The sequence below is a fragment of the Solibacillus sp. genome, from assembly GCF_040273735.1.
Classification (GTDB): domain Bacteria; phylum Bacillota; class Bacilli; order Bacillales_A; family Planococcaceae; genus Solibacillus.
The window spans coordinates 26535-49507 of record NZ_JBELZM010000013.1 but is presented as its reverse complement, the minus strand read 5'-3'; the positions used below and the strand labels follow the sequence as shown (position 1 = coordinate 49507).

18 protein-coding genes are annotated in these 22973 nt (G+C 38.6%); 11 read left to right on the top strand and 7 right to left on the bottom strand.

The genetic code is table 11. The features are described 5' to 3' along the window. Nucleotides 1–103: 103 nt before the first annotated feature. From ABS917_RS13270 to ABS917_RS13250, 5 genes are all read left to right on the top strand, one after another. The gene (locus ABS917_RS13270) at nt 104–559 is read left to right on the top strand and encodes a helix-turn-helix transcriptional regulator (RefSeq protein WP_350479429.1); all 456 of its coding nucleotides are present in this window, start codon (nt 104–106) and stop codon (nt 557–559) included. Between the two features lie 345 nt (nt 560–904). After that, complete coding sequence (locus tag ABS917_RS13265) at nt 905–2278, top strand: MFS transporter (RefSeq protein WP_350479428.1); 1374 nt, start codon at nt 905–907, stop codon at nt 2276–2278. A gap of 141 nt (nt 2279–2419) precedes the next feature. Continuing rightward, nucleotides 2420–3592 (top strand): endonuclease Q family protein, encoded by a 1173-nt coding sequence (locus ABS917_RS13260; protein ID WP_350479427.1) that lies wholly within the window; start codon nt 2420–2422, stop codon nt 3590–3592. A gap of 122 nt (nt 3593–3714) precedes the next feature. Beyond that, complete coding sequence (locus tag ABS917_RS13255) at nt 3715–6420, top strand: ATP-binding protein (protein ID WP_350479426.1); 2706 nt, start codon at nt 3715–3717, stop codon at nt 6418–6420. Next, nucleotides 6413–7228 (top strand): CheR family methyltransferase, encoded by an 816-nt coding sequence (locus ABS917_RS13250; protein ID WP_350479425.1) that lies wholly within the window; start codon nt 6413–6415, stop codon nt 7226–7228. The genes ABS917_RS13255 and ABS917_RS13250 overlap by 8 nt, the downstream gene beginning before the upstream one ends. 147 nt (nt 7229–7375) lie before the next feature. Here the strand turns inward: ABS917_RS13250 and ABS917_RS13245 are convergent, their stop codons facing one another. Continuing rightward, the gene (locus ABS917_RS13245) at nt 7376–8512 is read right to left on the bottom strand and encodes a SpoIIE family protein phosphatase (protein WP_350479424.1); all 1137 of its coding nucleotides are present in this window, start codon (nt 8510–8512) and stop codon (nt 7376–7378) included. Between the two features lie 454 nt (nt 8513–8966). Here ABS917_RS13245 and ABS917_RS13240 point away from each other — a divergent pair, with 454 nt between their 5' ends. Beyond that, complete coding sequence (locus ABS917_RS13240) at nt 8967–9494, top strand: DUF2179 domain-containing protein (protein WP_350479423.1); 528 nt, start codon at nt 8967–8969, stop codon at nt 9492–9494. A 55-nt stretch (nt 9495–9549) separates the two neighbouring features. Here ABS917_RS13240 and ABS917_RS13235 read toward each other — a convergent pair whose 3' ends face one another. From ABS917_RS13235 to ABS917_RS13220, 4 genes are all read right to left on the bottom strand, one after another. Next, nucleotides 9550–10506 (bottom strand): ATP-grasp domain-containing protein, encoded by a 957-nt coding sequence (locus ABS917_RS13235; protein ID WP_350479422.1) that lies wholly within the window; start codon nt 10504–10506, stop codon nt 9550–9552. Between the two features lie 174 nt (nt 10507–10680). Further along, nucleotides 10681–12384 carry a sensor domain-containing diguanylate cyclase gene (locus ABS917_RS13230; protein WP_350479421.1) on the bottom strand — a complete coding sequence of 568 codons (1704 nt, stop codon included), beginning with the start codon at nt 12382–12384 and terminating at the stop codon, nt 10681–10683. Between the two features lie 217 nt (nt 12385–12601). Continuing rightward, on the bottom strand, nt 12602–13123 hold the full coding sequence (locus ABS917_RS13225) for a GNAT family N-acetyltransferase (RefSeq protein WP_350479420.1): 522 nt from the start codon (nt 13121–13123) through the stop codon (nt 12602–12604). Between the two features lie 20 nt (nt 13124–13143). Further along, nucleotides 13144–14412, bottom strand: coding sequence for a histidine--tRNA ligase (locus ABS917_RS13220; protein WP_350479419.1), 1269 nt, complete (start codon nt 14410–14412; stop codon nt 13144–13146). A 603-nt stretch (nt 14413–15015) separates the two neighbouring features. On the opposite strand from ABS917_RS13220, the gene ABS917_RS13215 reads away from it, so the two are divergent. From ABS917_RS13215 to ABS917_RS13195, 5 genes are all read left to right on the top strand, one after another. Further along, entirely contained in the window at nt 15016–15990 is a 975-nt protein-coding gene (locus ABS917_RS13215) for a BMP family lipoprotein (RefSeq protein WP_350479418.1), read from the top strand. A gap of 19 nt (nt 15991–16009) precedes the next feature. After that, complete coding sequence (locus ABS917_RS13210) at nt 16010–17659, top strand: methyl-accepting chemotaxis protein (protein WP_350479417.1); 1650 nt, start codon at nt 16010–16012, stop codon at nt 17657–17659. Between the two features lie 530 nt (nt 17660–18189). After that, nucleotides 18190–18642, top strand: a complete 453-nt coding sequence (locus ABS917_RS13205) for a hypothetical protein (protein ID WP_350479416.1) — start codon at nt 18190–18192, stop codon at nt 18640–18642. A 23-nt stretch (nt 18643–18665) separates the two neighbouring features. After that, on the top strand, nt 18666–19544 hold the full coding sequence (locus ABS917_RS13200; RefSeq protein WP_350479415.1) for a tetratricopeptide repeat protein: 879 nt from the start codon (nt 18666–18668) through the stop codon (nt 19542–19544). Continuing rightward, nucleotides 19544–20776: an AAA family ATPase gene (locus ABS917_RS13195; protein WP_350479414.1), complete on the top strand. Its 1233-nt coding sequence runs from the start codon at nt 19544–19546 to the stop codon at nt 20774–20776. The genes ABS917_RS13200 and ABS917_RS13195 overlap by 1 nt, the downstream gene beginning before the upstream one ends. 97 nt (nt 20777–20873) lie before the next feature. Here the strand turns inward: ABS917_RS13195 and ABS917_RS13190 are convergent, their stop codons facing one another. Together ABS917_RS13190 and ABS917_RS13185 are read right to left on the bottom strand one after the other, a co-directional pair. Next, the gene (locus ABS917_RS13190) at nt 20874–21179 is read right to left on the bottom strand and encodes a DUF3243 domain-containing protein (protein ID WP_350479413.1); all 306 of its coding nucleotides are present in this window, start codon (nt 21177–21179) and stop codon (nt 20874–20876) included. Between the two features lie 175 nt (nt 21180–21354). Then, the gene (locus ABS917_RS13185) at nt 21355–22917 is read right to left on the bottom strand and encodes a BCCT family transporter (protein ID WP_350479412.1); all 1563 of its coding nucleotides are present in this window, start codon (nt 22915–22917) and stop codon (nt 21355–21357) included. Nucleotides 22918–22973: the final 56 nt, after the last annotated feature.

The following is a 22973-nucleotide window of genomic DNA, read 5'->3' as shown; positions in this document are numbered from 1 at the left end:
AAAGTAGTCTGGGCGACTTTGCTCAGGCTATTTTTTATTTCAATTCGTCGAAAAAGAAATGGTATTATGTTATATTTAGTGTATTATTACACGAGGTGATTCGATGGATCGAGATTTTATCATACAAATAACATCGGAAAGTTTGAAACTTATCCGCACTGAAAATAATTATACCCAAGATAAAATGGCCGAAATTTTGGGCATTTCGAAAAAGACGCTTGTACAAATCGAGAAAGAGCGCACTTATGCAAACTGGACAACGACGATTGCAATCTGCGCCCTTTTCCGTCATAGCGAAACATTGCAGAACCGTATTGGCGGCGATCCGATGGAAGTCATTGAACTTACCGCGCATAATGTCATCATTACCCCGCGTGAAAAAACGATGGGCGGGTATGTTTGGTGGAAAAATGTCGACGAATACAAAAAACACCGCCTTCAGCAAAATCTATTAAGCAAGCATTACCGCATTTTAGACGACGAAAACTATCGAATCATTAGTACATTTGAGGAAGAAGTCGTAATGGAAAAATGGCATGCGATAAAATCCATAATTTAATTACAAATAAATTTACTGCGAATATCCTGCTGATTGAACCTTCCCCCTGTCAGCAGGTATTTTAATTTCCGGTAAAACCCCCTTTTTTTACAAACACATAATCTCCCAAAAGAAATTTAATAATTAACAACCTTCACCTTCCCTCCTGCACATTTTTAACAGAAAATTTGTACGAACTATATAATTTGCTGTTTTTTTAACTTTTATAAACTTTTTTAATAAAAAAACATTGAAAATTATCTTAATTCAGAATACTATTATCTATAAATATTAATGAACTTTGTTCACTATATTAATAATATAAGTCGTTTCAATGGGGATTGGGAGACTTAAGGGGGAACGCATATGAAAAAAGTAAACGTAGCACAGGTCATTGCGGACAGTAAATTTAACCGCTTTCATTTCAGCTTATTGGCTTGGTGTTTTCTCATTATTTTATTTGATGGGTATGATTTAGTCGTCTATGGTACGGTTGTTCCTGTACTGATTGAGGAATGGGGATTAACTACAGTTCAAGCCGGTGCAATTGGCAGTTATGGTTTATTCGGCATGATGTTCGGTGCCATCATCTTAGGGATTTTAGCAGACCGTATCGGACGGAAAAAAGTTACCGCGATTTCGATCGTATTATTTAGTCTTTTTACATTGCTATGTGGCTTTACAACAAACGTATTGTTATTTTCAATTTTCCGCTTTATAGCTGGTTTAGGCCTCGGTGGAATTATGCCGAATGTTATCGCGTTATTGACAGATTATTCACCTAAAAAAATGCGCAGTATGGCCGTTTCCATCGTATTATGCGGCTATTCTGTCGGTGGGATGATAGCCCCTATTCTAGGGATTTTGATTATGCCTAGTTTAGGCTGGGAGTCGATTTTCTGGGTTGCCGGAATTCCACTGGTATTTTTACCATTGATGTATAAAAAGCTGCCGGAATCAGCCGTTTATCTTGCTAGAAAAGGACAAAAAGAAGAGTTATTCAAAAATTTACGAAAAGTAAACCCAAGTTTAAATTATGATGGAACGGAAGAGTTGGAACATATTCCGGTGGACAATTCTAAAGTACCGGTTGTCGGATTATTTAAGGATAAGCGTGGTTTAAGTACGGTCATGTTTTGGACGGCGTTTTTCTCTTGCCTTTTAATGGTTTACGGTTTAAATACATGGTTGCCGAAATTAATGATTGAAGCAGGCTATGGGTTAAATTCGAGCTTAGGCTTCCTTATTACCCTTCAAGGGGGGGCAATGGTCGGCACAATTATTATAGCCCGTTTATGTGATAAATACGGATCAAAGAAAATGCTCGTTCCGATGTATGCCTCAGGAGCAGTCGCCCTAACACTTCTAGGCTTTGGCGGCAATACATTTTACATTTACGTGTTAGTTGCTGTTGCAGGTGCTGCAACAATTGGTGCTCAAAATATTGTACAAGCTTACGTTTCACAGTATTATCCGCCTAATATCCGTTCCACTGCATTAGGGATGGCATCCGGAATTGGACGTATGGGTGGTATGATGGGTCCCCTTTTAGGCGGGTTCTTATTATCGATTGCGTTACCGATTGAAATGAACTTCATTGCATTCGCCATTCCTGGATTAATAGCGGCAATTGCTTTAACATTCGTTTCGGATAAACGCTCGTATGTAAATCTGCAAGGTAACGTGTCTCCGGAGAAGGTTGCCTCAACCAAAGCGATACTATCTGAAGCAGTTGATTAATAAAAAAGTCATTTTTCTCCATGAGGAAAATGACTTTTTTATTTCCTTTACATTGTCTTGTAAATAAACTTCCCCACCTTGTAAATAATCTTCTAATTTCGGGTATGATTTATTAAACAACTTTTTAAGGATGTGTGTACGATGTGGAAGGAAATTTATGCGGATTTACATATACATATTGGACGTACTTATAAAGGACGGGCAGTCAAAATAACAGGGAGCAAAAACTTAACACTGACAAATATTTTGGAAACCGCTACTTCGAGAAAAGGATTGGATTTAATCGGTATTATCGATTGTCATTCACCAGAAGTAATCGAAGAAGTAGAACAGCTTCTTCAAGAGCAAAAAGCAACAGAATTAGCGGAAGGCGGAATTCGTTATAAAAAGACGACGCTCATTTTAGGAACGGAAATCGAGATTTACGATGCTAATTGTCATGGACCGATCCATGTCCTTTGCTATATACCAACACTTACAAAGATGAAGCAGTTTTCAAGCTGGCTGCAGCTTCATCAGAAGAACATCCATTTAAGTACACAGCGGACACGATGTGATGGCCGAACACTGCAGGAAAAAGTCCGTGAACTTGGTGGTCTGTTTATTCCAGCACATGTATTTACCCCATTTAAAAGTCTTTTTGGAAAAGGTGTTAAAAGCAGCTTAACGGAAGTTTTCGCTCCAGACCTCATAGATGGAATTGAACTTGGTTTAAGCTCGGACACAATGATGGTTAAAGGGATCAGTGAGTTGGCCCCATATAGCTTTGTTACAAATTCGGATGCTCATTCATTAGGAAAGCTTGCCCGTGAATATCAGAAAATCCGGCTAAAGGATGCTAATTTTGAAGAGCTGAGAAAAGCGCTCCATCAAATCGAAGGCAGACAAATTATAGCCAATTATGGACTTAATCCCCTTCTTGGCAAGTATCACGAAACGGTATGTGCCAACTGCGGCGAACAACTAATAGAAGAAGGTCATACCCGCTGTCCTCATTGCGGAAAAGAGCAGCTGATCAAAGGCGTAGCAAAAAGAATTGTAGAATTAACGGATAACCCCCTACTGGAAATCAGCAGACCTCCATACATTCATCAAGTTCCGCTTGATTTCATTCCAGGAATTGGTTCTAAAACAATCGAAAAAATGCTGGATGCGTTCGGAACAGAGATGAATATTTTGCATGAAGCTTCATTGGAAGAACTTAAAAAGGTTATCCCCGAAAAACTTGCCGTCCTTATCGACTTATCAAGAAAAGGACAAATTGCCATAACAGGAGGCGGTGGCGGAATTTACGGGAAAATAGATACGAATTAGTTCATTCCTGAATAAAAAATCGTAATTTTTCCCACTTTTTAAATCATCATATTCGTACACTACACTAAGATATAGTATACTAAGATGATAGTAATTTAATATAAAGGCAGGGTAGGAACATAATGAATAAAAAACGTAAATTGGGCATTGGCTTCAAAATTACGAGTGGATATATTATTCTCATAGTATGTTTAGTCGTTGCGGCGCTTGTCTTAAATAATCAAATAACAAGTTTACAAACAGAACGTAACAGCATCATTAAATATGATTCTCAAATGCGTATGATGTCAAATAATCTGGAACGCAAAGTTGTTAATATGGAATCCTCCTTACATCGTTACTTGATTACGGACGATGAAACGCATTTAAATAAATATAATGAAGAACTTGCTTCATGGCAAACTTCCTATGATGAATTAAGCGGCATTGTAAATGACTTCTCAAGCGGTCAGCAACAGCTAGAACTAGTTCATAGCGGTATTGAAGATTGGATTAACAATTTTGGACAACCTTTGAAGGACGCGATCCTTACTAATAATAGCGAAGATATAAATTCGATGTTCAACGGTGTTGAAAGTAGTGTGGCAATTAGTGACTTGCAGCAAAAATTCACCGCTTTCCGCACTTTTGAAACAGAGGCAATTCAAGCAAAAGTTTCGGAGCTTAACGATCAAAATACGGCGTTGACCTACAGTCTTTTTGCAATTTTAACATTCATTGCGACAGTCACAATTGTCATTTTTACCATTATTTCACGCAATATCGCAGGGTCCATCAATGAAGTTACTGAAGCAATTCAGGATATGAATGCTTCGGACGGTAAAGTACGAAAACGTATTATTGCCAAAACGAACGATGAAGTGAAGGATCTTGTATTGGCGACGAATACACTTCTTAATACACTTGAAAACCGTCAATGGTACCAAACGAACTTGGCCGAGGTTGTAACAGCATACCAAGGTGTCGACACACTTGATAAATTAGGTGAAGTACTGCTGAACTCTTTGACGACTCGTACAAATTCGGTATATGGCGCATTTTACATTCAGGATATACGCAACCGCAACAAGTATAATAAAATTGCTGCTTTTGCTGAAACGGGCGATGATGTCGGACGTGACAGCTTTGAAGTTGGGCAAGGTTTCATCGGTCAAAGTGTAAAAGAAAAACGTGTGTTGAGCTATGACAACAAAGATAACAGCTACCACTACTTAGAAACATCTCTCGGGAATATTCCGATTTCAAACGGTATTATCGTTCCTGTATTTTTCGGTAAGGAAGTTATTGCTGTATTTGAATTAGCTTCACTCAAGCCTTATAGCCAACAACATCGTGATCTTATTAAAGAAGTTGTTGTCCATCTTGGTGTAACAATCAACAGTATTACTGGACGTATGGAAGTCATTCGTCTATTGAACGAATCACAGGCAATGACAGAAGAATTGCAGGTTCAGTCAGAAGAGCTTCAAACGCAATCTGAAGAACTGAAAATGCAGACAGAAGAACTGACAACAATTAATGAACGTTTAGAAGAGCGTACACGTGATGCGGAACAAAAAACCCACGAACTGGAAAAAGTGCAAGTTGAGCTAAGACAAAGTGCAGAACAGCTGCGTCAGAGTTCAAATTACAAATCAGAGTTCCTGGCAAATATGTCTCATGAATTACGTACACCGCTTAACAGTATTTTAATCTTGTCTGAAATGCTTGCGGAAAACCATGAACAACATTTATCTGATGACGAGCTTGAATATGCAAAAGTTATCCATGATTCGGGTGAAGATTTACTGAACCTGATCAATGACATACTGGACTTATCGAAAGTAGAGGCCGGAAAAATGGATTTATGGTTCAGAGAAATGGATGTTTATGAAATTCCACAGCATATTCAAAATTTATTCTTACCAATAGCGAATCAAAAAGGCCTGGAATTATCTGTAGAGGTTGCAAATAATCTTGCTGAAATATTCCATACCGATGTAAAAAGATTCCATCAAATTTTAAATAACCTGCTTTCCAATGCATTGAAGTTTACTGAAGAGGGTTCAGTAACAGTGAAGGTAGATAAAGCACGTATAACACCTGCCATGAGACAGCTAAGCGACACATGGATCGCGGTTAGTGTGACAGATACCGGTATCGGTATTCCGAAAAATAAACAAAGCATTGTATTTGAATCATTCCAGCAAGCGGACGGCGCCACTGTACGTAAATATGGCGGAACAGGCTTAGGTTTATCCATTTGCCGTGAAGTTTCTAAACTTCTTGGTGGCTGGATTACATTATCAAGTACTGAAGGTCAAGGCAGTACGTTTACAGTGTACTTGCCAAGCTTACCTGAAGGAAATGCTGTACAATCGAACATCGCTGAACAGGAAGCAGTTTATACAGATACCACTCCAGCACTTCCGATGGGTGTATCTAAATCGATATTTGATGAAAAGCATATTTTGATTGTTGATGATGATTACCGTAATATTTATGCGCTTCGTCAGGCATTGGAACATAAAGGTGTTCACATTATAGAAGCGACCAACGGTGTAGAATGCTTGAATATTTTACAGACGGCGACACGTGTGGATGCCGTTCTGATGGATATTATGATGCCTGAAATGGACGGATATGAAACAATGGAGCGTATCCGCAAAGATTTACAATTACATGAGCTGCCGATTATTGCATTAACAGCAAAAGCGATGAAGCAAGACCAAGATCGTGCATTTGAAGCAGGGGCTTCCGATTATATTAGTAAGCCTTTAAACTTGGAACAACTATTCTCCGTACTAACGGTATGGCTCACAAGTGGGGAAAGTTTGCGAAATGTATAGAAAGAAGTTAGAGGTACGCTTATTATTAGAAGCGGTTTACACATTATCAGGATATGATTTCCGAAAGTACAATCAACAATCTATATTGCGACGCATCGAGCATCGCATGCGACTCAATAATTTTTCGTCAATATCTCAATTAACAGAAGCGATTATATATGATAAAGAAGTATTAAAAGTGTTGCTGAACGATTTTTCGATTAATGTGACTGAAATGTTCCGGGACCCCTCATTCTTTAGGGCATTCCGCGAAGAGATCATTCCACAGTTGAAACAGCTTGATAAAATACGGATATGGCATGCAGGCTGCGCAACAGGCGAAGAAGTTTATTCCATGGCAATCCTGCTGCAGGAAGAAGGTCTGCTGGATCGTACGATGATGTATGCGACAGATATGAACGAAGATGTGCTGAAAAAAGCAGAGCAGGGTGCCTTCCCGCTTCATAAAATGCAAGCCTATACGAAAAATTATATTCTAGCTGGTGGAACAGATAGCTTTTCCCATTACTATAAAACGGATGACAGCTTCGCCACGTTTCAACCTTACTTAAGCGAAAACATCATGTTCGCCCAGCATAATCTGGCAACGGATAAATCGTTTCAGGAATTTGATATTATCATTTGCCGCAATGTGCTCATTTATTTTACACCTGATTTGCAGCATGAAGTGCATCACCTCTTTTATGATAGTTTAGCAAGAAACGGGTATCTTGGCTTAGGAGATAAAGAAACATTGCAATTTACTCCGCTTGTTTCCAAATACCGCACCGTTAACGCTACGGAGCGAATCTATCAAAAAAGATTTTAGTAACTTTTTTCTCGGTTATTCAATATATAAGTTTTGTAAAATGGTACATCTATTATGGATGTGCCATTTTTTCTTTTGTATTGAACAGCAAAAAACTCAATTTTTCTGCGAGAGAAAAATTGAGTTTTTATATTTAAATTCAACTTTTTAACTGTTGGCACTCAATAATAAAACACACATATCATCCGGCTGATTATGCTGCTGTTCGCCTTTTACTAAATAGTCGATCGGTGAAATCTCCGTCGACCAGTGGGAACTCGCAATTTTGCATAACTCTTTATCAGATTCCAGCTCACATGGCCCCATTGCTTCCAAAACTCCGTCTGTAAAGAGGACAATTTGGATCGACGAATCATAGGAAATAGTTGCTTTTTCAATTTTGATATCTTCAACAAATCCTACTGCATAACTTGTCGGCGTAATCGGTACAGTTTTTTCGCCATCAACAAAAGCATAGCCTTTTGGATGACCTGCATTGACGTATTCCACAGTCTTTTGTTTCGTATTAATAATAAAATAAACCCCGGTGAAATAATACAGTATATTTTCTTTTTCATTTTGCAGTAAATTCATATAACGATTCAATTCTGCAATGACACGCTTGGGGTCGGTCAGCTTTTTAATCGCCTCACGCAAAACAGATGAAATATACATACAAACAAGCGATGCGGAAACTCCATGCCCCATCATATCCAATAACATAACAGCATAGCGGTCTTCATCTAGCTTCTCCCAATAATATAAATCCCCAGCCAAATTCGATGAAGGTAAATAAGAAGCGGTAATCGAAATATTCGGTTCATGTAAAGGCGGACTTAATAGACTTTGTTGGACGCGTGCAGCTAAATCAAGCTCTCGTTGAATGTTCTTTTCCTGATTAGTATGCCAATCAAGTTCGGACTTCAATCTTTTCCCGACACGTATACGAGCTAATAGTTCCACTCGGTCAATCGGTTTCGTTATGTAATCAATACCACCAACGTCCAAAGCTTCCGACAGCTTCGACTTATCTTCAAGTGCGGTCACGAATATCACCTGGATATCTTTCCATTGAGGATTTTGCTTTAAAATACGACAAGCTTCAATTCCGTCCATCTCCGGCATCATGACATCCAATAAAATAACATTCACATCATAGCATTTAGGAGCATTGGATGGGTCTAGGTAGTCAAACATCTCTTTTGCAGATTGTACGGAAACAAACTTCTCATAACCATCACTTTTCAATATTTTTTCAATAACAAAGAGGTTAACTTGGTTATCGTCTACAACAAGTATGGTCATTACATCAACTTCTCTCTATAGTTTTAGATAAAGCATAATTCATTGCCCGTTCCCCACAATTATACAGAAAACAACAGGTAAATGAAATGAGGAGACTTTCATGACATAATTTCAGTCTATTAGTCTTATTAGTTATTTACTATGTATAATAAAATTTATTGATGGACTTGTTCCGAATACGCCTACGCTGCATTTTCTGCGTGAAGGAGCAATATGGAATAACCGATAATTTACTATGAATATCCTCATATATGTTTCCCACAAATGCAGGATGGGTAAACATATAAGTTATGTTTTTTTTGAGAAATTTTACATAGCTTATTCTTTAATGGTAAATACGCCATCAGTCTAGCTGAATAGTATATTGGATAATGTGTATAATCTTATCAATTGCATTTCTAAGAGTGTACATATTATGATGAGCATAATTATTTAAAGAAAAGGATTCGATTTGATGAAAGAAATTTTGCTTATTCTATTATTACAACTGCTTTACGTTCCTTTGTTTACACTACGTACAATTTTTTTAGTTAAAAATATTACTACGCTCGCTTCAATGATCGGGATCGTTGAAATGCTCATCTATGTGTTTGGTCTGTCTCTTGTTTTCAGCGGCGACCAAGGTTTTCTTGCAATGGTCGTTTATGCGGTCGGTTTTGGTCTAGGGATCATTATCGGGACACGCATCGAGCAAAAGCTTGCGATCGGCTATATTTATGTAACGATCAATACGCAAAGCCGTAATGAAGAGCTGATTCAAGTCATGAGAAATGAAGGGTTTGCGGTAACGACATACGTTGGTGAAGGCCGTGACAGCCAGCGTTATAAATATGAAATTTTAACGAAACGGAATCGGGAAAAGGAATTATTTATGCTTGTTCAGCATCATGAGCCATCAGCGTTTATTATTTCCTATGAACCGAAATCGTTTAAAGGCGGTTTCTTAGTAAAACGAATGAAGCAGCATAAGAAACATAAATAAAAAAGTCCAATGAAGAAAGTGCAGTACTGCGCCCCCCTTCATTGGACTTTTTATATTATTTCACTTTTTGAGCTGTTATTTTTTCCAGTTCCTGCCCTAAAAACGTCGCAAGCTGCAACATTGCATACTTCTCTTCTTTTGCCTCTGCATCCGGGTTGTAGTTCGTATTTGTGTTGACATCATACGTAAATACTTCACCTTTTGCATTGCGGATAAATTCAATACCCGCTACATCAATTCCGCTGTCTTTCAGGAAATTCGCATAGTTTTCAAGCAGCTTTGTTTCGTTGTTTTCGACGATTTCAAATTTTGCACGCTGCTCTTTCGGCTCTTCCCCTACAGGACAGAACAGATCGCCAATTTGGCATACGTCTGCTGGACAAAGCTCAAATCCTTCCGATGTATCGACTTGTACTGAGTAGAAGTACTCGCCTCCGATAAATTCAACACGTGTGATGTACGATCCAGGTGATTCGATGTATTCCTGGATCAGTACAATTCCATCAACAGGCTCTTCGTAGTCCGTTTTTGCTAAATGTTCTTCCAATGCAGCGATTGAATAGAACAGCTGAACACCTAATCCTTTTCCTGCACGATTATGCTTCGTAATAAAAGGTACGATATTCAGTGCTTTTGCTGCTTCAACAATTTGCCGTTTTCCAACAGCAGCGACTGTTTTCGGTGTTTTAATTCCGTGCTTTTCCAGTGCTGTATACTGTTTTACTTTACTTAACTCCAAGCGTAGTGCGTTGCTTCCGTTCAATACTTTTCTTCCGTGGAATTCAAGCCAGTCCAGTACTGCTCCTGTCAATTCAGGTGCGTAACGGTGATTACGCGTATGAGATGAGGCACTCATTCGGTTATAGAATACGCCTTCCGGTGGGGCTTCTGTTAAGTTGATAATTCCTTCATCTAAATGCCAAGTTTCATATGGTAAGTTTAATTCTTCTAAACGATTAACTAAGTGACGCGTCCAATCATCATTTTCATGGATTACGTAGATTTTTGCCATGTGTCATTCCTCCGATATTCTTGCAAGCTTTTACACAGAATTTTTCAACTTTAAAGATTATACCTCCATCATACATTAATTCATATGAAATTAGTATGATTTGTTACCCGGTTATTAATAAAATTTCTTAGAAAAATAATAAAAGAACTCCTTAGCGTTAACTAAGGAGTTCTCTTAACGTGAATACTCTGCAACTTTATTGCGTCCGGCCTGTTTGGCTCCGATATAAAGGGCACGGTCAGCGTTACGTAAAAGCCCTTTCGTTTCATCCGTATCATCCGGTACATTCGAGACGCCGATGCTCACTGTTATAAATACTAGCTCTTTTTGACCCTCTTCAGCTAAATCAGACTCAATTAAAAATGGTGTTACTTCTACACATTGACGAATTTCTTCACCTAATTGGACTGCTTCCTCCTTCGTCATATGAGGTAGAAGCATGACAAATTCCTCTCCCCCATACCTTGCCAAAACCGCATCTTCCGGAACAAAGTTTTCTAGTAGTTTGGCAAAATTTTGAAGGATAATATTGCCCGCATGATGGCCATACGTATCATTAATCCGTTTAAAATAATCGATATCCATCATTAACAATGAAAACTGCAGATGGGGATTCGCCTCAATCCGCTCCTGTTCCATCACGAGCTGTTTATCTAAAAAATGATAATTATATAGACCTGTTAATGCACATGTCTCACTTTTCTCAACTGCTGCACTGAAATATTTCGCTTTTTCCAGCGACACGGCAAAATACGTCGACAGTAAGTGAACGATATCCATCTGGTACTTTTCAAATGCGTTCTTTTTACGTGCCGCTAAAATCAGCGTTCCCTCCGTTTTTTGGTTACGATGTATTGGAACAATCATGACACTGTTCATATCGTATGGAAGAAAATCCGGAGCATCTTTTTCCCACTCTTTTGCACTGGAAAATACTTTTTTATCTTCTGTCTGGAAGCAAATATGAATAAAGGAATCCCGAATTGAGTCTGAATCAGCCTGAATTTCGATGTCTTTTCCATCTACTCTCGCACGCAAAATAACGTATTTCCCCTGAATATGGTCGACAAGATACATTGCATCATGTGCAAAGAGCTGACTTACCCGGTGCATAAACAGTTCAATAATTTGCTGTGCGCTTAATCGATCTGCCAGCTCATGACCAAACTCGCTTGCTTTACTGAGCGAATGGTTGACCCGTTCCGAAATATTGTACATTTTTGCAATAAACGTTATCGCAAAAAACGGAATGCCGAGCAGGAAAATCGCCGGTGCCCCTATACTATTAATCAGGATGACTAATGTTACGGCAAACGGGATCGTTATGGTCGCGCTGCCATAATCCCATAATAAATGCTCACTGAAAAATTTTTCATCTTCACCTGTAAAACGGTCGCGTACATACAAAATCGTATGATTGATAAACATGTGCAACACGACAAATACTGTTCCATATAGCAGTAAATGTGTTAAATTCGAATTCCCTACTTCAAACCCTGCTAAATGCACAATGCCGGCAGCGAAAAAGGATGTATAGGCAAACATCCATGAAGTAAAAATAATGCGGTAAAAGGCATCTTTATGATTTCTCATCTGGTAAATAATCGGCAAAATACTTAACTGGACGATCAGCATTTCTGCCCCGACACCGTATAGTAAAAAAGCTGCCAATGTCACCCATTGTGAAAGAATAATCGTTGTATTCCCGAATTGGAATGGAATCGCTGTTGTGATGAGCGCGAAAATAGACAAGTATATGAAAATTTCCCAGTCGATCGGCTGACTTGGAAACAGAAAATATAATCCGTACATGAGGGGTAGCCCAGTAGCTAACCAAAGCAATAATACATTTTGTTTCGTTCTTCGATTAAATTCCATCCCGGGCCCACTTCCTTTTAACTGAAATGTCTGACAACATTTAGTATAACATGACTACTAAGGAATGTAGCATGTTTTAGTTCCTAATTTTTCATTTCTATTATCCTAATAATTAGGGGATTAATAGGTTTTTAGCTACACTGTACTGTAAAATAATAACATAATATTACGATTATTCAATAATATTATTTGAAATTAGACAAAAAATGTAAAATCCTTATTTTGACCGTTGGGCTACTTTTTCTACATTGTTCCATACATAAATTTCTTCATATAGAGTCTTACCAGCTATATTTAATTGAACTGTTTTGACATACTCAGCTCCATAATATTGATAAAACTGTCTTGTTTTATTAGCTGCTAATACATCCACATATATTTTTTGATAGCCCTGCTCTAAAAAGGCAATCATTATTTGATTCAATAGTTTTTTCCCAATGGTTTTACCTTGCCATTCTTCAAGTAAATAAATTGACGTTAAATCGCTTGCCCCTGCCTCCTTATTTGTATTACGTGTGCCCCCTGTGACAAAACCAATAATTTCCCCCTCATTTTCAGCAACATAGATCGTATTATTTTTATCTGAAATATTGTTTTTCCAAAGTATTGTGCGCTGCTCATAGCTTAGCCCGTCCAGAAAGCTCTGGGGAATAATCCCTTTATATGTACTTCGCCAACTATCAACATGGACTTTGGCAATCCCAGGTGCATCACTTAGATTTGCTTTACGAATAATCAACCCGTCTCTTCCTTTCCTGATCACAGTATTTCAAATTGCTCAGCTCCACCTGTTTGCATATCTTTCATTTCATATCGTCCGCTCTCAATTTCATCTTCTCCTAAAATAATTACTTTCCGGATATTTTCACGATTTGCTTTTTCCATTGCCTTTCGCAATTTCTTCCCACTTAATTCTACTTCTACACGATTTCCTTGCTGACGTAATTGCCATGCTAAACGCAGAGCTTCCTTTTCCGTATTTAATGGAATAATAAAAACATCCACCAACGCTTGATTAGCCTTATTTTCCCTTTGCTCCATCGCTGTATATATAACATCCAAACCATATGAGATCCCTACAGTTGAGATTTTTTCCTCTGAACCGATCAATCCCCCAATTGCATTATCGTACCTACCTCCGCCTCCAATACTTGATTTAATTGCACCGTCTTTTAGAAACAGCTCATAAATCGTACCCGTATAAATTTCCAGACCCCGTGCTAAAAACGGATTAAATACACAACTTTCCCCGTCATTTAAAACTTGTAAATAATCGAGAAGCTCGACTAATTCTTCATAGCCTTGCTTAATTAATGCGTTTTCCTTTCGGTACTTCTCAAAATAAGCGAGTGTCGGATTAGCGTTCAAAAATTGTTGGATCAATTCAATTGTGGAAGGTAAAAGGTTCTGTTCTTCCAGTTCTTTCAGTAAAGTGATTTGATCGATTTTTTCCATCTTATCGAGTATGAGAATGACGCTATTTATTTTTGAGTGAGGGACTTCAAAAAATTGCAGTAACCCTGCCAACAGCTTGCGGTTGTTGAATTGGATCACGATTTCAATATTCAACTTGTTAAAAGCATCGATTGTCATCATCATCAGTTCAGCTTCTGCGGACTGGGATTCTATGCCGACAACATCCACATCGCATTGAGTAAACTCTCTAAACCTGCCTGCTTTAATCGGTCCATCCCGGAATACTTTACCGATTTCATAGCGCTTAAATGGCATTGATAATTGTGGATTCATCGCAATTACTTTCGCAAAAGGTATCGTTAAATCATAACGTAGTGCTAAATCCCGTTCCCCACGATCTGTTAATGTGTACATTTCCTTTAAAATTTCCGCTCCACCTGCATATTTGGAAGCCATCAACTTTGTATAGTTTAATATCGGTGTCTCCAATGGCTTGCATCCATACAATATAAACGTATCTTCTAAAGTGCGCCGTATGTTGCGTCTTATAACTTCCTGACTTGGCAAATAGTCCTGTGTTCCTCTTACGTTTTGATAGTCCATTTTTTTCATGCGAATCGAATCCTCCTAATTTTGAGAAATAAAAAAATCGTATAATGATAAAGCTCCAAAACGGCTTTATTATACGATTCAATGCGAAAATGTCTTCCTATTCATTATTAAAAATTTAATAAAGATAGCAAGACTACTTAGTATGAAGATGTAACTGTGTAAACTGCTGAGAATATATGATGCCTTTCATAAGGTTCTCCCCCTTTTTAATTACTACACTATACTGGATGCTTCCATAATGTGTCAACTTTAACTTCAGAATTTTCTTTTTATAATTCGTGGAAGTTCTAATATATTTGAGAAGTTCTAATATTTTTTTATTTCTTCTAATAAAATTACGATCTTCTAATATATCCGACAGATGTTTTAATAAGATGGCGTGTTGCTCCAATATGACCGTTAGATTTTCTAATATCACTTTCACTCCTTCTAATATCTCTCAGATGTTCTAATAAAATCCCTCTCCCTACAGAACTTCCCATAAATTGTTAATTTTCTGCAAAATTTTTTTATTTCATTTATTAAATGGCATGAATACGTTAAAATTGAAAATGTTGGAGGTCGAACTTCTACATAATGTATTTAATGTAAAGGACTGATGGAATGAAAAGAAGATGGTTGTTTTTAATGAGTCTTCTCGTTGTAGTCGTGCTCTCTGCCTGCTCACAGAAGTCAGAGGAAGAGACAAAGGAACGGGTGAAAATTGGTGTCATGCTGTCGGATGCAGGACTTGGTGATCAGTCGTTTTCTGATATTGCTTTTGAAGGACTTGAGAAAGCACGCGATGAACTAGATATAACGTTTGATTACCGTGAACTTGAATTTACCGGTACATATAAGCAAGGATTGGAAGAACTCGTTGCGGAAGGACAGGATCTGATTATCGGAATCGGATTTACTGTCCAGGAGGATATGGAGGCAGTGGCTGCTGCTTATCCGGACGAGCAATTTATATTAATCGACGCAGTGTCGGACTTGCCGAATGTCCATAATATTACTTTCAAAGAAGATGAAGGTTCCTATTTACTCGGTGCACTCGCTGCCATGAAAACAGAAAGCAATACGATCGGATTTATCGGTGGTGTTGAAAATGAAGTAATCGAGCGTTTTGAAACCGGGTTTAAAGCAGGTGCCCAAAAAGTAAATCCTGACATAGAGGTGTTATCCGTTTATGCGGGTGATTTCGGGGATGACCAGCTAGGTGCTTCGATTGCACGCGAAATGATTGAGCAAGGTGCGGATTATATTTATCCCGCTGCCGGCTTTACAGGGGTCGGCTCTATTTTAGCTGCACAGGAAGCAGGTGTACATGCTTTCGGTGTGGACAGCGATCAGTTTTTCCTGGCTGAAGATACGATTGTTTCTTCGATGCTAAAACAGGTTGATACTGCTGTTTATCAGGCAATTAAAGAAATTGCGGAAACAGGGACACTATCGGAAAAAGATAAATTGCTTGGCATTAAAGAAAATGGTGTGAGTCTTGCACCAATCCGTGTCGTGAATTTAACTTCACAGGAACAAAAGCAAATTGAACAGTTGCAGCAGGAGCTTGCGGATGGTCAAGTGACGATTAAGTAGAAGAAAGGATCGTACAACAGTGAAATTAAAACAGAAAATATTAATGTTGGCATTGTTACCGCTGCTACTGGCTGTCTGTATTATCGGCTACAATATTAGCCAGCTTATGAGCCTGAACGCATCTACGGAAGAAGTCGTGGATTCCTTAGTTGCCGTTGAAGAATTAAACAGCTCGGTTCAAAGCCTGCAAAAATCATTGAGCGTCTATTCGATCAATGTATCCGAAAACAACAAATATAATATTGAAACGGATTTAGCACGGACTGAAGAAGTTTATAACAGTCTAAAAGGCAGTTTTTCAACAGAACGCCAACGTCAGATTAGTGCACAGTTTGAAGAAAAGTTCGCAAAAATTGCGGATGCGACTGCCGCCTCCCTACTGGAAACAAATGTTGCGGAAATTAAACGTCAATCCCAACGTACACGAGGAATCGTCAATGATGTAATCGAACTGAAACGCGATGTGAGCGGAAACTATACAGCGATGCAGCAAGAGCTTGACAATAAAATAAATGCGATTACATGGATTTCCATTATTTCTGCGATCGCACTTATTATCGTAAGTGTCGTGTCGGCGCTGTATTTCACAAACAGAATCGTTGGCCGCATCGGTCGATTAACAGCAGGGGCAAAAGAAATTGCAGCAGGGAATCTAAATGTGCAGTTTGAAGACCAGGAGGCTGACGATGAAGTTGGCGAACTGCAGACTTCATTCCGCCAGATGACTGGCAATCTGAAGGAAATCATCACGCATGTATCGGACAGTTCAGATCAGGTTGCAGCATCTGCCGAAGAGCTGATGGCCAGTGCCGATGAAACAATGCTTGGCACAGAACTGATTTCCACTTCCATTCAGAATGTATCGGACGCAGCGGAAAAGCAAAAGGAAATGTCGAGCTCCTCTGCCGCGTTTGCGCAAAAAGTATTGGAAGAAGCTGAAGAAATCGCAAATCAGGCAGATCAGGCAACTGCACTGTCTAATTCAACAAATGAAAAAATTGAAAAAGGTTCGGTGTATGTTGAAAACACTGTATCTCAAATGAATCTCATTCAATCAACAGTAGAAGAAACAGCAGATTCTTTAACACTTCTTGCGAGCCGTACAACTGAAATCGTCAATATTCTGAAGCTAGTACAGGATATTTCCGATCAGACGAACCTGCTTGCGCTGAATGCCGCAATCGAAGCAGCTCGTGCTGGTGAAGCTGGTAAAGGCTTTGCCGTTGTCGCTGATGAAGTGAAAAAATTGTCCGAACAGACGAAACAGTCCGTATCCGACATTTCGCGAATTGCTGTAGAGATTGAAAACGATACGACGACAACCGTTTCTTCAATCCAGCAGGTGAAGGATCGCGTCAATGCCGGTATTACAATTTCGCATGATACGAAGGCAACGTTTGACGAAATTCTGGCTATTATCGGTCAAGTACAAGAGCAGGTAAACCAGATTACAGCTGTGTCTGACAGTATTCATTCGAAAATGGAATCTGTGTCAGAGCAATCACTTCAGATGGCAGCGGTTTCCGAAACTACGGCAGACAATGCTGTGTCGGTTGCCTCCGCTTCAGAGGAGCAGCTTGCCTCGATGTCCGAAGTGAATACCGCAGCAGGTTCCCTTGCCCATCTTGCTGAAGAGCTGCAAGGTATTGTGGCGAAATTCAGGACATGATCTGTTATTACTGAATAGAAATATTTTTATAAACCGGAATCCCGTTATGGGGTTTCGGTTTTTTCGGTAAATTAAGCGCAAATCGGCCAGCTCCCTTACTTTACCTCAGCCCTTTAGCCGCAGTTAACTTACAATGTTTGGAAGTTTCATTTTAATGGTATATAAAATTGCACGGTCTTTTCCTTAAAATCAGCGAATACCATTTGTATTGTGGAACAATTCAATATCCATTTAAACTATAAACATTCAGCACAATGAAAATAGATATAGCAAGTACTACCGAGGGGCAATTGAATGCATTACCGCTATGGATTCTAAAATGCTGTTTGCTTTATCGCTTTCGAATATTCACCTATTGATTCGGATTTCACACCATAAATTCACATACGACCAATTTCCCAACTTATATGAAAACACTAAAACTAACAACTCATTTTGCGATTAAAATATACAAATACTAGAAATCTTACTTTATACTTACAAGAAAATAGAAGACCGTTGCACAAAATTAAATATATGGAGGCTGTAATATGCAAGGAGATTTATATTCTGCCAGCTTATTGGAAAACGAGGCAAGCTCAACAAAAAGTTATAATATCGGTGGTCTTTTTTTGGTTGCATTTTTCGGCGGTATTATCGGGATTACCGTATTAGGAATTCAAAATGCAAAGTGGCTACGCTTGGACAAAAAATATATCCAGGGTTTAATCGCAGTCAGTACCATACTCTTTATCGTAAAAATGGCTATTATTTATGCGATAGCTCAACAAACGATTGCCATCAGTCTGTCCAATATGGACAATATCGCCAAATTATTCGGGGTGATATGTTACGTAATCTATTATTTGGCAATGAAAAAACCGTTTAAGGAGCATCTTGCAGTTGGTGGAGGTACAGAAGTTTTATATAAAAAAGGAATCCTGTGGGTTATAATTTCCGCCCTAATCGAGACTATGCTAATTATGCTCTCTGAATTAATTTAACTTATTGATTGTAGGTGTGAAGATTGAATGAACAACAACCTCTGTCCATTGAAATGATTGAACATTATTATGAAATCAACCGCTATGAACAAGTTATCAAATTTATAGAGGATATTTTAGATGAGCATCTTGAAAATGCGCGAATTTGGTATATGTTAGGCTTTAGCAATTATCAATTAAATTTTTATGAAGAAGCTGAAGAACAGCTAGTTGAGGCGATGAGATTAGGCTATGCTCGTGAAAATGTTTTATCTATTTTGGGGCATTTATATATGGAAACGGAAAAATTCCAAAAATCAGAGGAGGCGTTTCTAGAGGCACTTCGCTTAAATCCTAATAACGCCGAAATTCATGCGAGCTATGCGTATTTAATGAAAAAGCTCGGTCATAGAAATAAGTCAAAACAGCTTATTCATATAGCATTAGCATTGGATCCTGAAAATGACCATGTCCTCCGCAATTACTTCCGCCTAGAAGCAATAACGGAAAAAAAACAGCAGCAAATTCAGGCGTTAGAACGTTATATGAATTCCGGAGATAGCGAGTTATCTAAACTGATTCAACTTGGTTTACATGCGACCCTTCAGAATAAGGAAAAAGAAGCGAGAGAATATTATCGCCAAGCCTTTCTATTAAAACCAGATGATCCACAATTACTGACTATATTGGAAGAAACAGATATTCAAAACCATCACTTTTTGGCTCCTCTTCGTTTAATGGATCGAATAGGAGGTCCATTTGTGATTTGGATACTAGGTATCGGTATCTTTCTTCTTCTCCAATTTAGCGGATTGAATCTTTTAAGTATAATTTGGATTGCAGGCTATTTATTTTTTGTTGCTTATACTTGGTTGGCTCTGCCATTCGTAAAACTCCTCCAGAAAAAAAGTAGGTGGACATAATGGAAAAGGAAAAAATAAAATGGCTACAGCAAATGGTAGTGCAAAGACCTACTGATCCACAGGCACATTATTGGCTTGGAATAGAACTTGCTGAGAACGATCGGTATCATGAAGCAATTTCTTCACTTTCCACGGCCATTTCTTATTGTACTGACGAAAAAGAAAAAACCGAAATGGTCAATGAATTAATAAAAATAAGTTCAAATCTGAAGCAAGAAGAAATTACAGCACCTTCCAAACCATCGTCTGATAGCCAAATGAATGCGGAAACTGATCGTCATTCACCTTCTCTTAACAAAACAAAGCCATTTCAGCCAAAGTTAAAAGTAATTCATGGCAATGCCATACCTCCTAAAGTAAAGCAGGCACATGAGGATGTAAAATTTGAAGATGTGGCAGGCCTGGAAGATTTAAAAAAGACCATTCACCTACGCATTATTAGTCCTTTTTTCAACAAGGGTTTATTTAGTAAGTTCCGAAAAAAGATCGGTGGCGGCATTCTGTTTTATGGACCACCAGGGTGTGGCAAAACATTTATTGCACGGGCAACTGCGGGAGAATGTAACGCCCATTTTTACCCAGTGCGGATTACCGATATTTTGGATCCCTATATCGGGATAAGTGAACGTAATTTGAGGGATATTTTTGATAAGGCGCGTTCTCAGAAACCGAGTATTCTATTTTTTGATGAGGTTGATACGATCGGATTTAGCCGATCTAAATCTTCTTCCAACACCCGCGGCCTTATCGATACTTTCTTGACAGAGATGGAAGGAATAGACTCGAGTACAGAAGAAATACTTGTCATGGCGGCAACGAACACACCATGGGATGTAGACAATGCCTTAAAACGTCCCGGTCGATTTGATCGATTAATTTTTGTCGCCCCGCCAGATTTTAAAGCAAGAGAAGAAATCTTTAAGCTGAAAATTAAAGGAAGATTTGCAGAGGATATCGATACCCAGCTCCTTGCTTCCAAAACCGAATTTTTCTCTGGGGCTGACATTGAAAACGTGGTGGAGCTTGCTTCAGAATTTATAATTGAAGACATTTTAACAACCGGTATTGAACGACCTTTAACGACCCAAGATTTTCTCCAAACACTCGAAAATGTCCAGCCCTCCACATTGGAATGGCTTCGGACAGTCAAAAACTATGTCAAATATGCAAACCATGGCGGTCTCTATAATGATGTAGAAAAATACTTGCGCCAACATAGCCGCAAAATTTAGAATGAGCTAAACTAAACTAGAAAAATAGAAATCTGCACCATAAGAAATGCCCCTCATCACGGTTACATCATGATGAGGGGCATTCTATTTCACAGAATTAATCTGCTTGTACCATTTTCACTAGCACACTAGCTAATGCTTTCTTTTCGCTTTCATCTGCTACTTTCCATAATTCCTGTAGCACTTTCTCTTCACTGTTTCGAGGTTCTTCGTTTTTAGCTAAATGATCAGCTACAAACTTGGCGCCTTTTGCCAACATGTCATCACTCAAACCTAGTCGTTCACCTTTAGCAAGCTGGTCGTTCAAATAGCTTTTGAACGTTGAAAAGCTTTCTAAAATCTGATCTTTTTTTTCAGGAGATAATTCTTCAAGTTTCTTGTTAATGTTATTAATTTCACTCATTTTGTAATTCCTCCTAGATTGTGTTTTGGTGTTCCCCTAACAATTACCCGCCTCCTTTGTTATTAAACTTTTTTTAAAAAAATAAATATCTATATATCCTTTATAACAATGTTTGCTAAAAAACGGACACCGCCTCACCTGTGAGTGAGCAGTGCCCGTTTTTACTTAGTACCATTTATTTTTTTGTTTGATTTTCAGTTTTTTCAATATGCTCCATAATCCGTTTATGACGACGGACATCCCGCTTCGTAATTGGAATGACTTCATGTCGGATCATTTTGAAGAAGGAGACGATGAGTAAGAGCATGACGACTGTAAATGGAAGGGCTGATATGAGTGAAGCTGTTTGCAGTGCTTCAAGCCCGCCTGAAAACAATAGTACACTCGCAATCGCAGCGATTAAAACACCCCAGATGACCTTTAATCGATTGTGAGGGTTCATTGTTCCTTTATCAGTCATACTAGCCATAATAAACGTCGCTGTATCTCCCGATGTAATAAGGAAAATTATAATTAAAACAATCCCTAAAATCGAGGCGATTGTTGTTAACGGAAGCTGCTCCAGCATAAGGAATAGGGCGACAGTCAAATCGGTATCAACTGCTTCCGCAATTGTTGTGCCTTTGTTCAAATCAAAGTAAAGTGCTGAACCGCCAAATACTGCAATCCAGAAACAAGAAATAACCGGCGGAATGATTAAAACGCCGACAATAAATTCACGGATTGTACGTCCTCTCGATACGCGCGCTACGAATGACCCGACAAAAGGTGACCAGGCAATCGCCCACGCCCAGTAGAAGATTGTCCAATCCTTCACCCATGTCCCCCCTGCATACGGCTGCAAACGTAAGCTGTACTGTACGAAATTCGTAATATAATCACTGATTGCTAAAACGAAGCTTTCCAATATGAAGACTGTAGGGCCTGTAACAAAAACAAATACTAGTAAAATCAAGGCCAAGTACATGTTTACATTACTTAATATACGAATCCCCTTTTGTAGACCGCTTATAGAAGATGCCATATATCCAATGAAAACTACACCTATAATTGCTAACTGTACCCAAATCGAAATCGGTGTGTTAAAGACGGCATTTAAGCCACCGTTCGTTTGCAAAACACCTAAGCCGATTGATGTGGCAACACCCATTACAGTAGCAATGACCGCCAGAATATCAACTGTATTTTTAACGCCGCGATTTGTTCCTGTGACAGGCTCTAACGCCGTTGATATTAATAAATCCCTTTTTTTGTTGAACTGCATATAGGCCATAACTAATCCAATTATCGCAAATACTGACCATTGGCTAATTCCCCAGTGGAAAAAAGCATAGCCCATTGCCAGACGGGCCGCATCCGTCGTTTGTGCCTGGACATCGTTAAATGGTGTATTAAAGTAATGACTCATCGGCTCGGCAACACCCCAGAATACCAACCCAATTCCAAGACCCGCCGCAAATAATAGCGCAATCCAAGTATGGAACTTAAATTCCGGTCGTGCATCTTTTCCGCCTAAACGGATTTTTCCGTACTTGGAAATAGCCATCACTAAAAGAAATACAATAATGATAAAAACAGAGAGTAAGTAAAACCATCCAAAATAGTCGGTTGTCAAACCAAATAAATATGTAGCAACATTACTGAAGGCATCTGGTGCCATACTGCCAAAAACAACACAAAGTAAAATAAATACTGCTGATACTGTAAACACAGTATTTGAAAAATATTTCCCTTTCATTTATTCACCTCTTTAAATACATTGAAAGGAAAATACCCATATTGTGCTATTTTTAA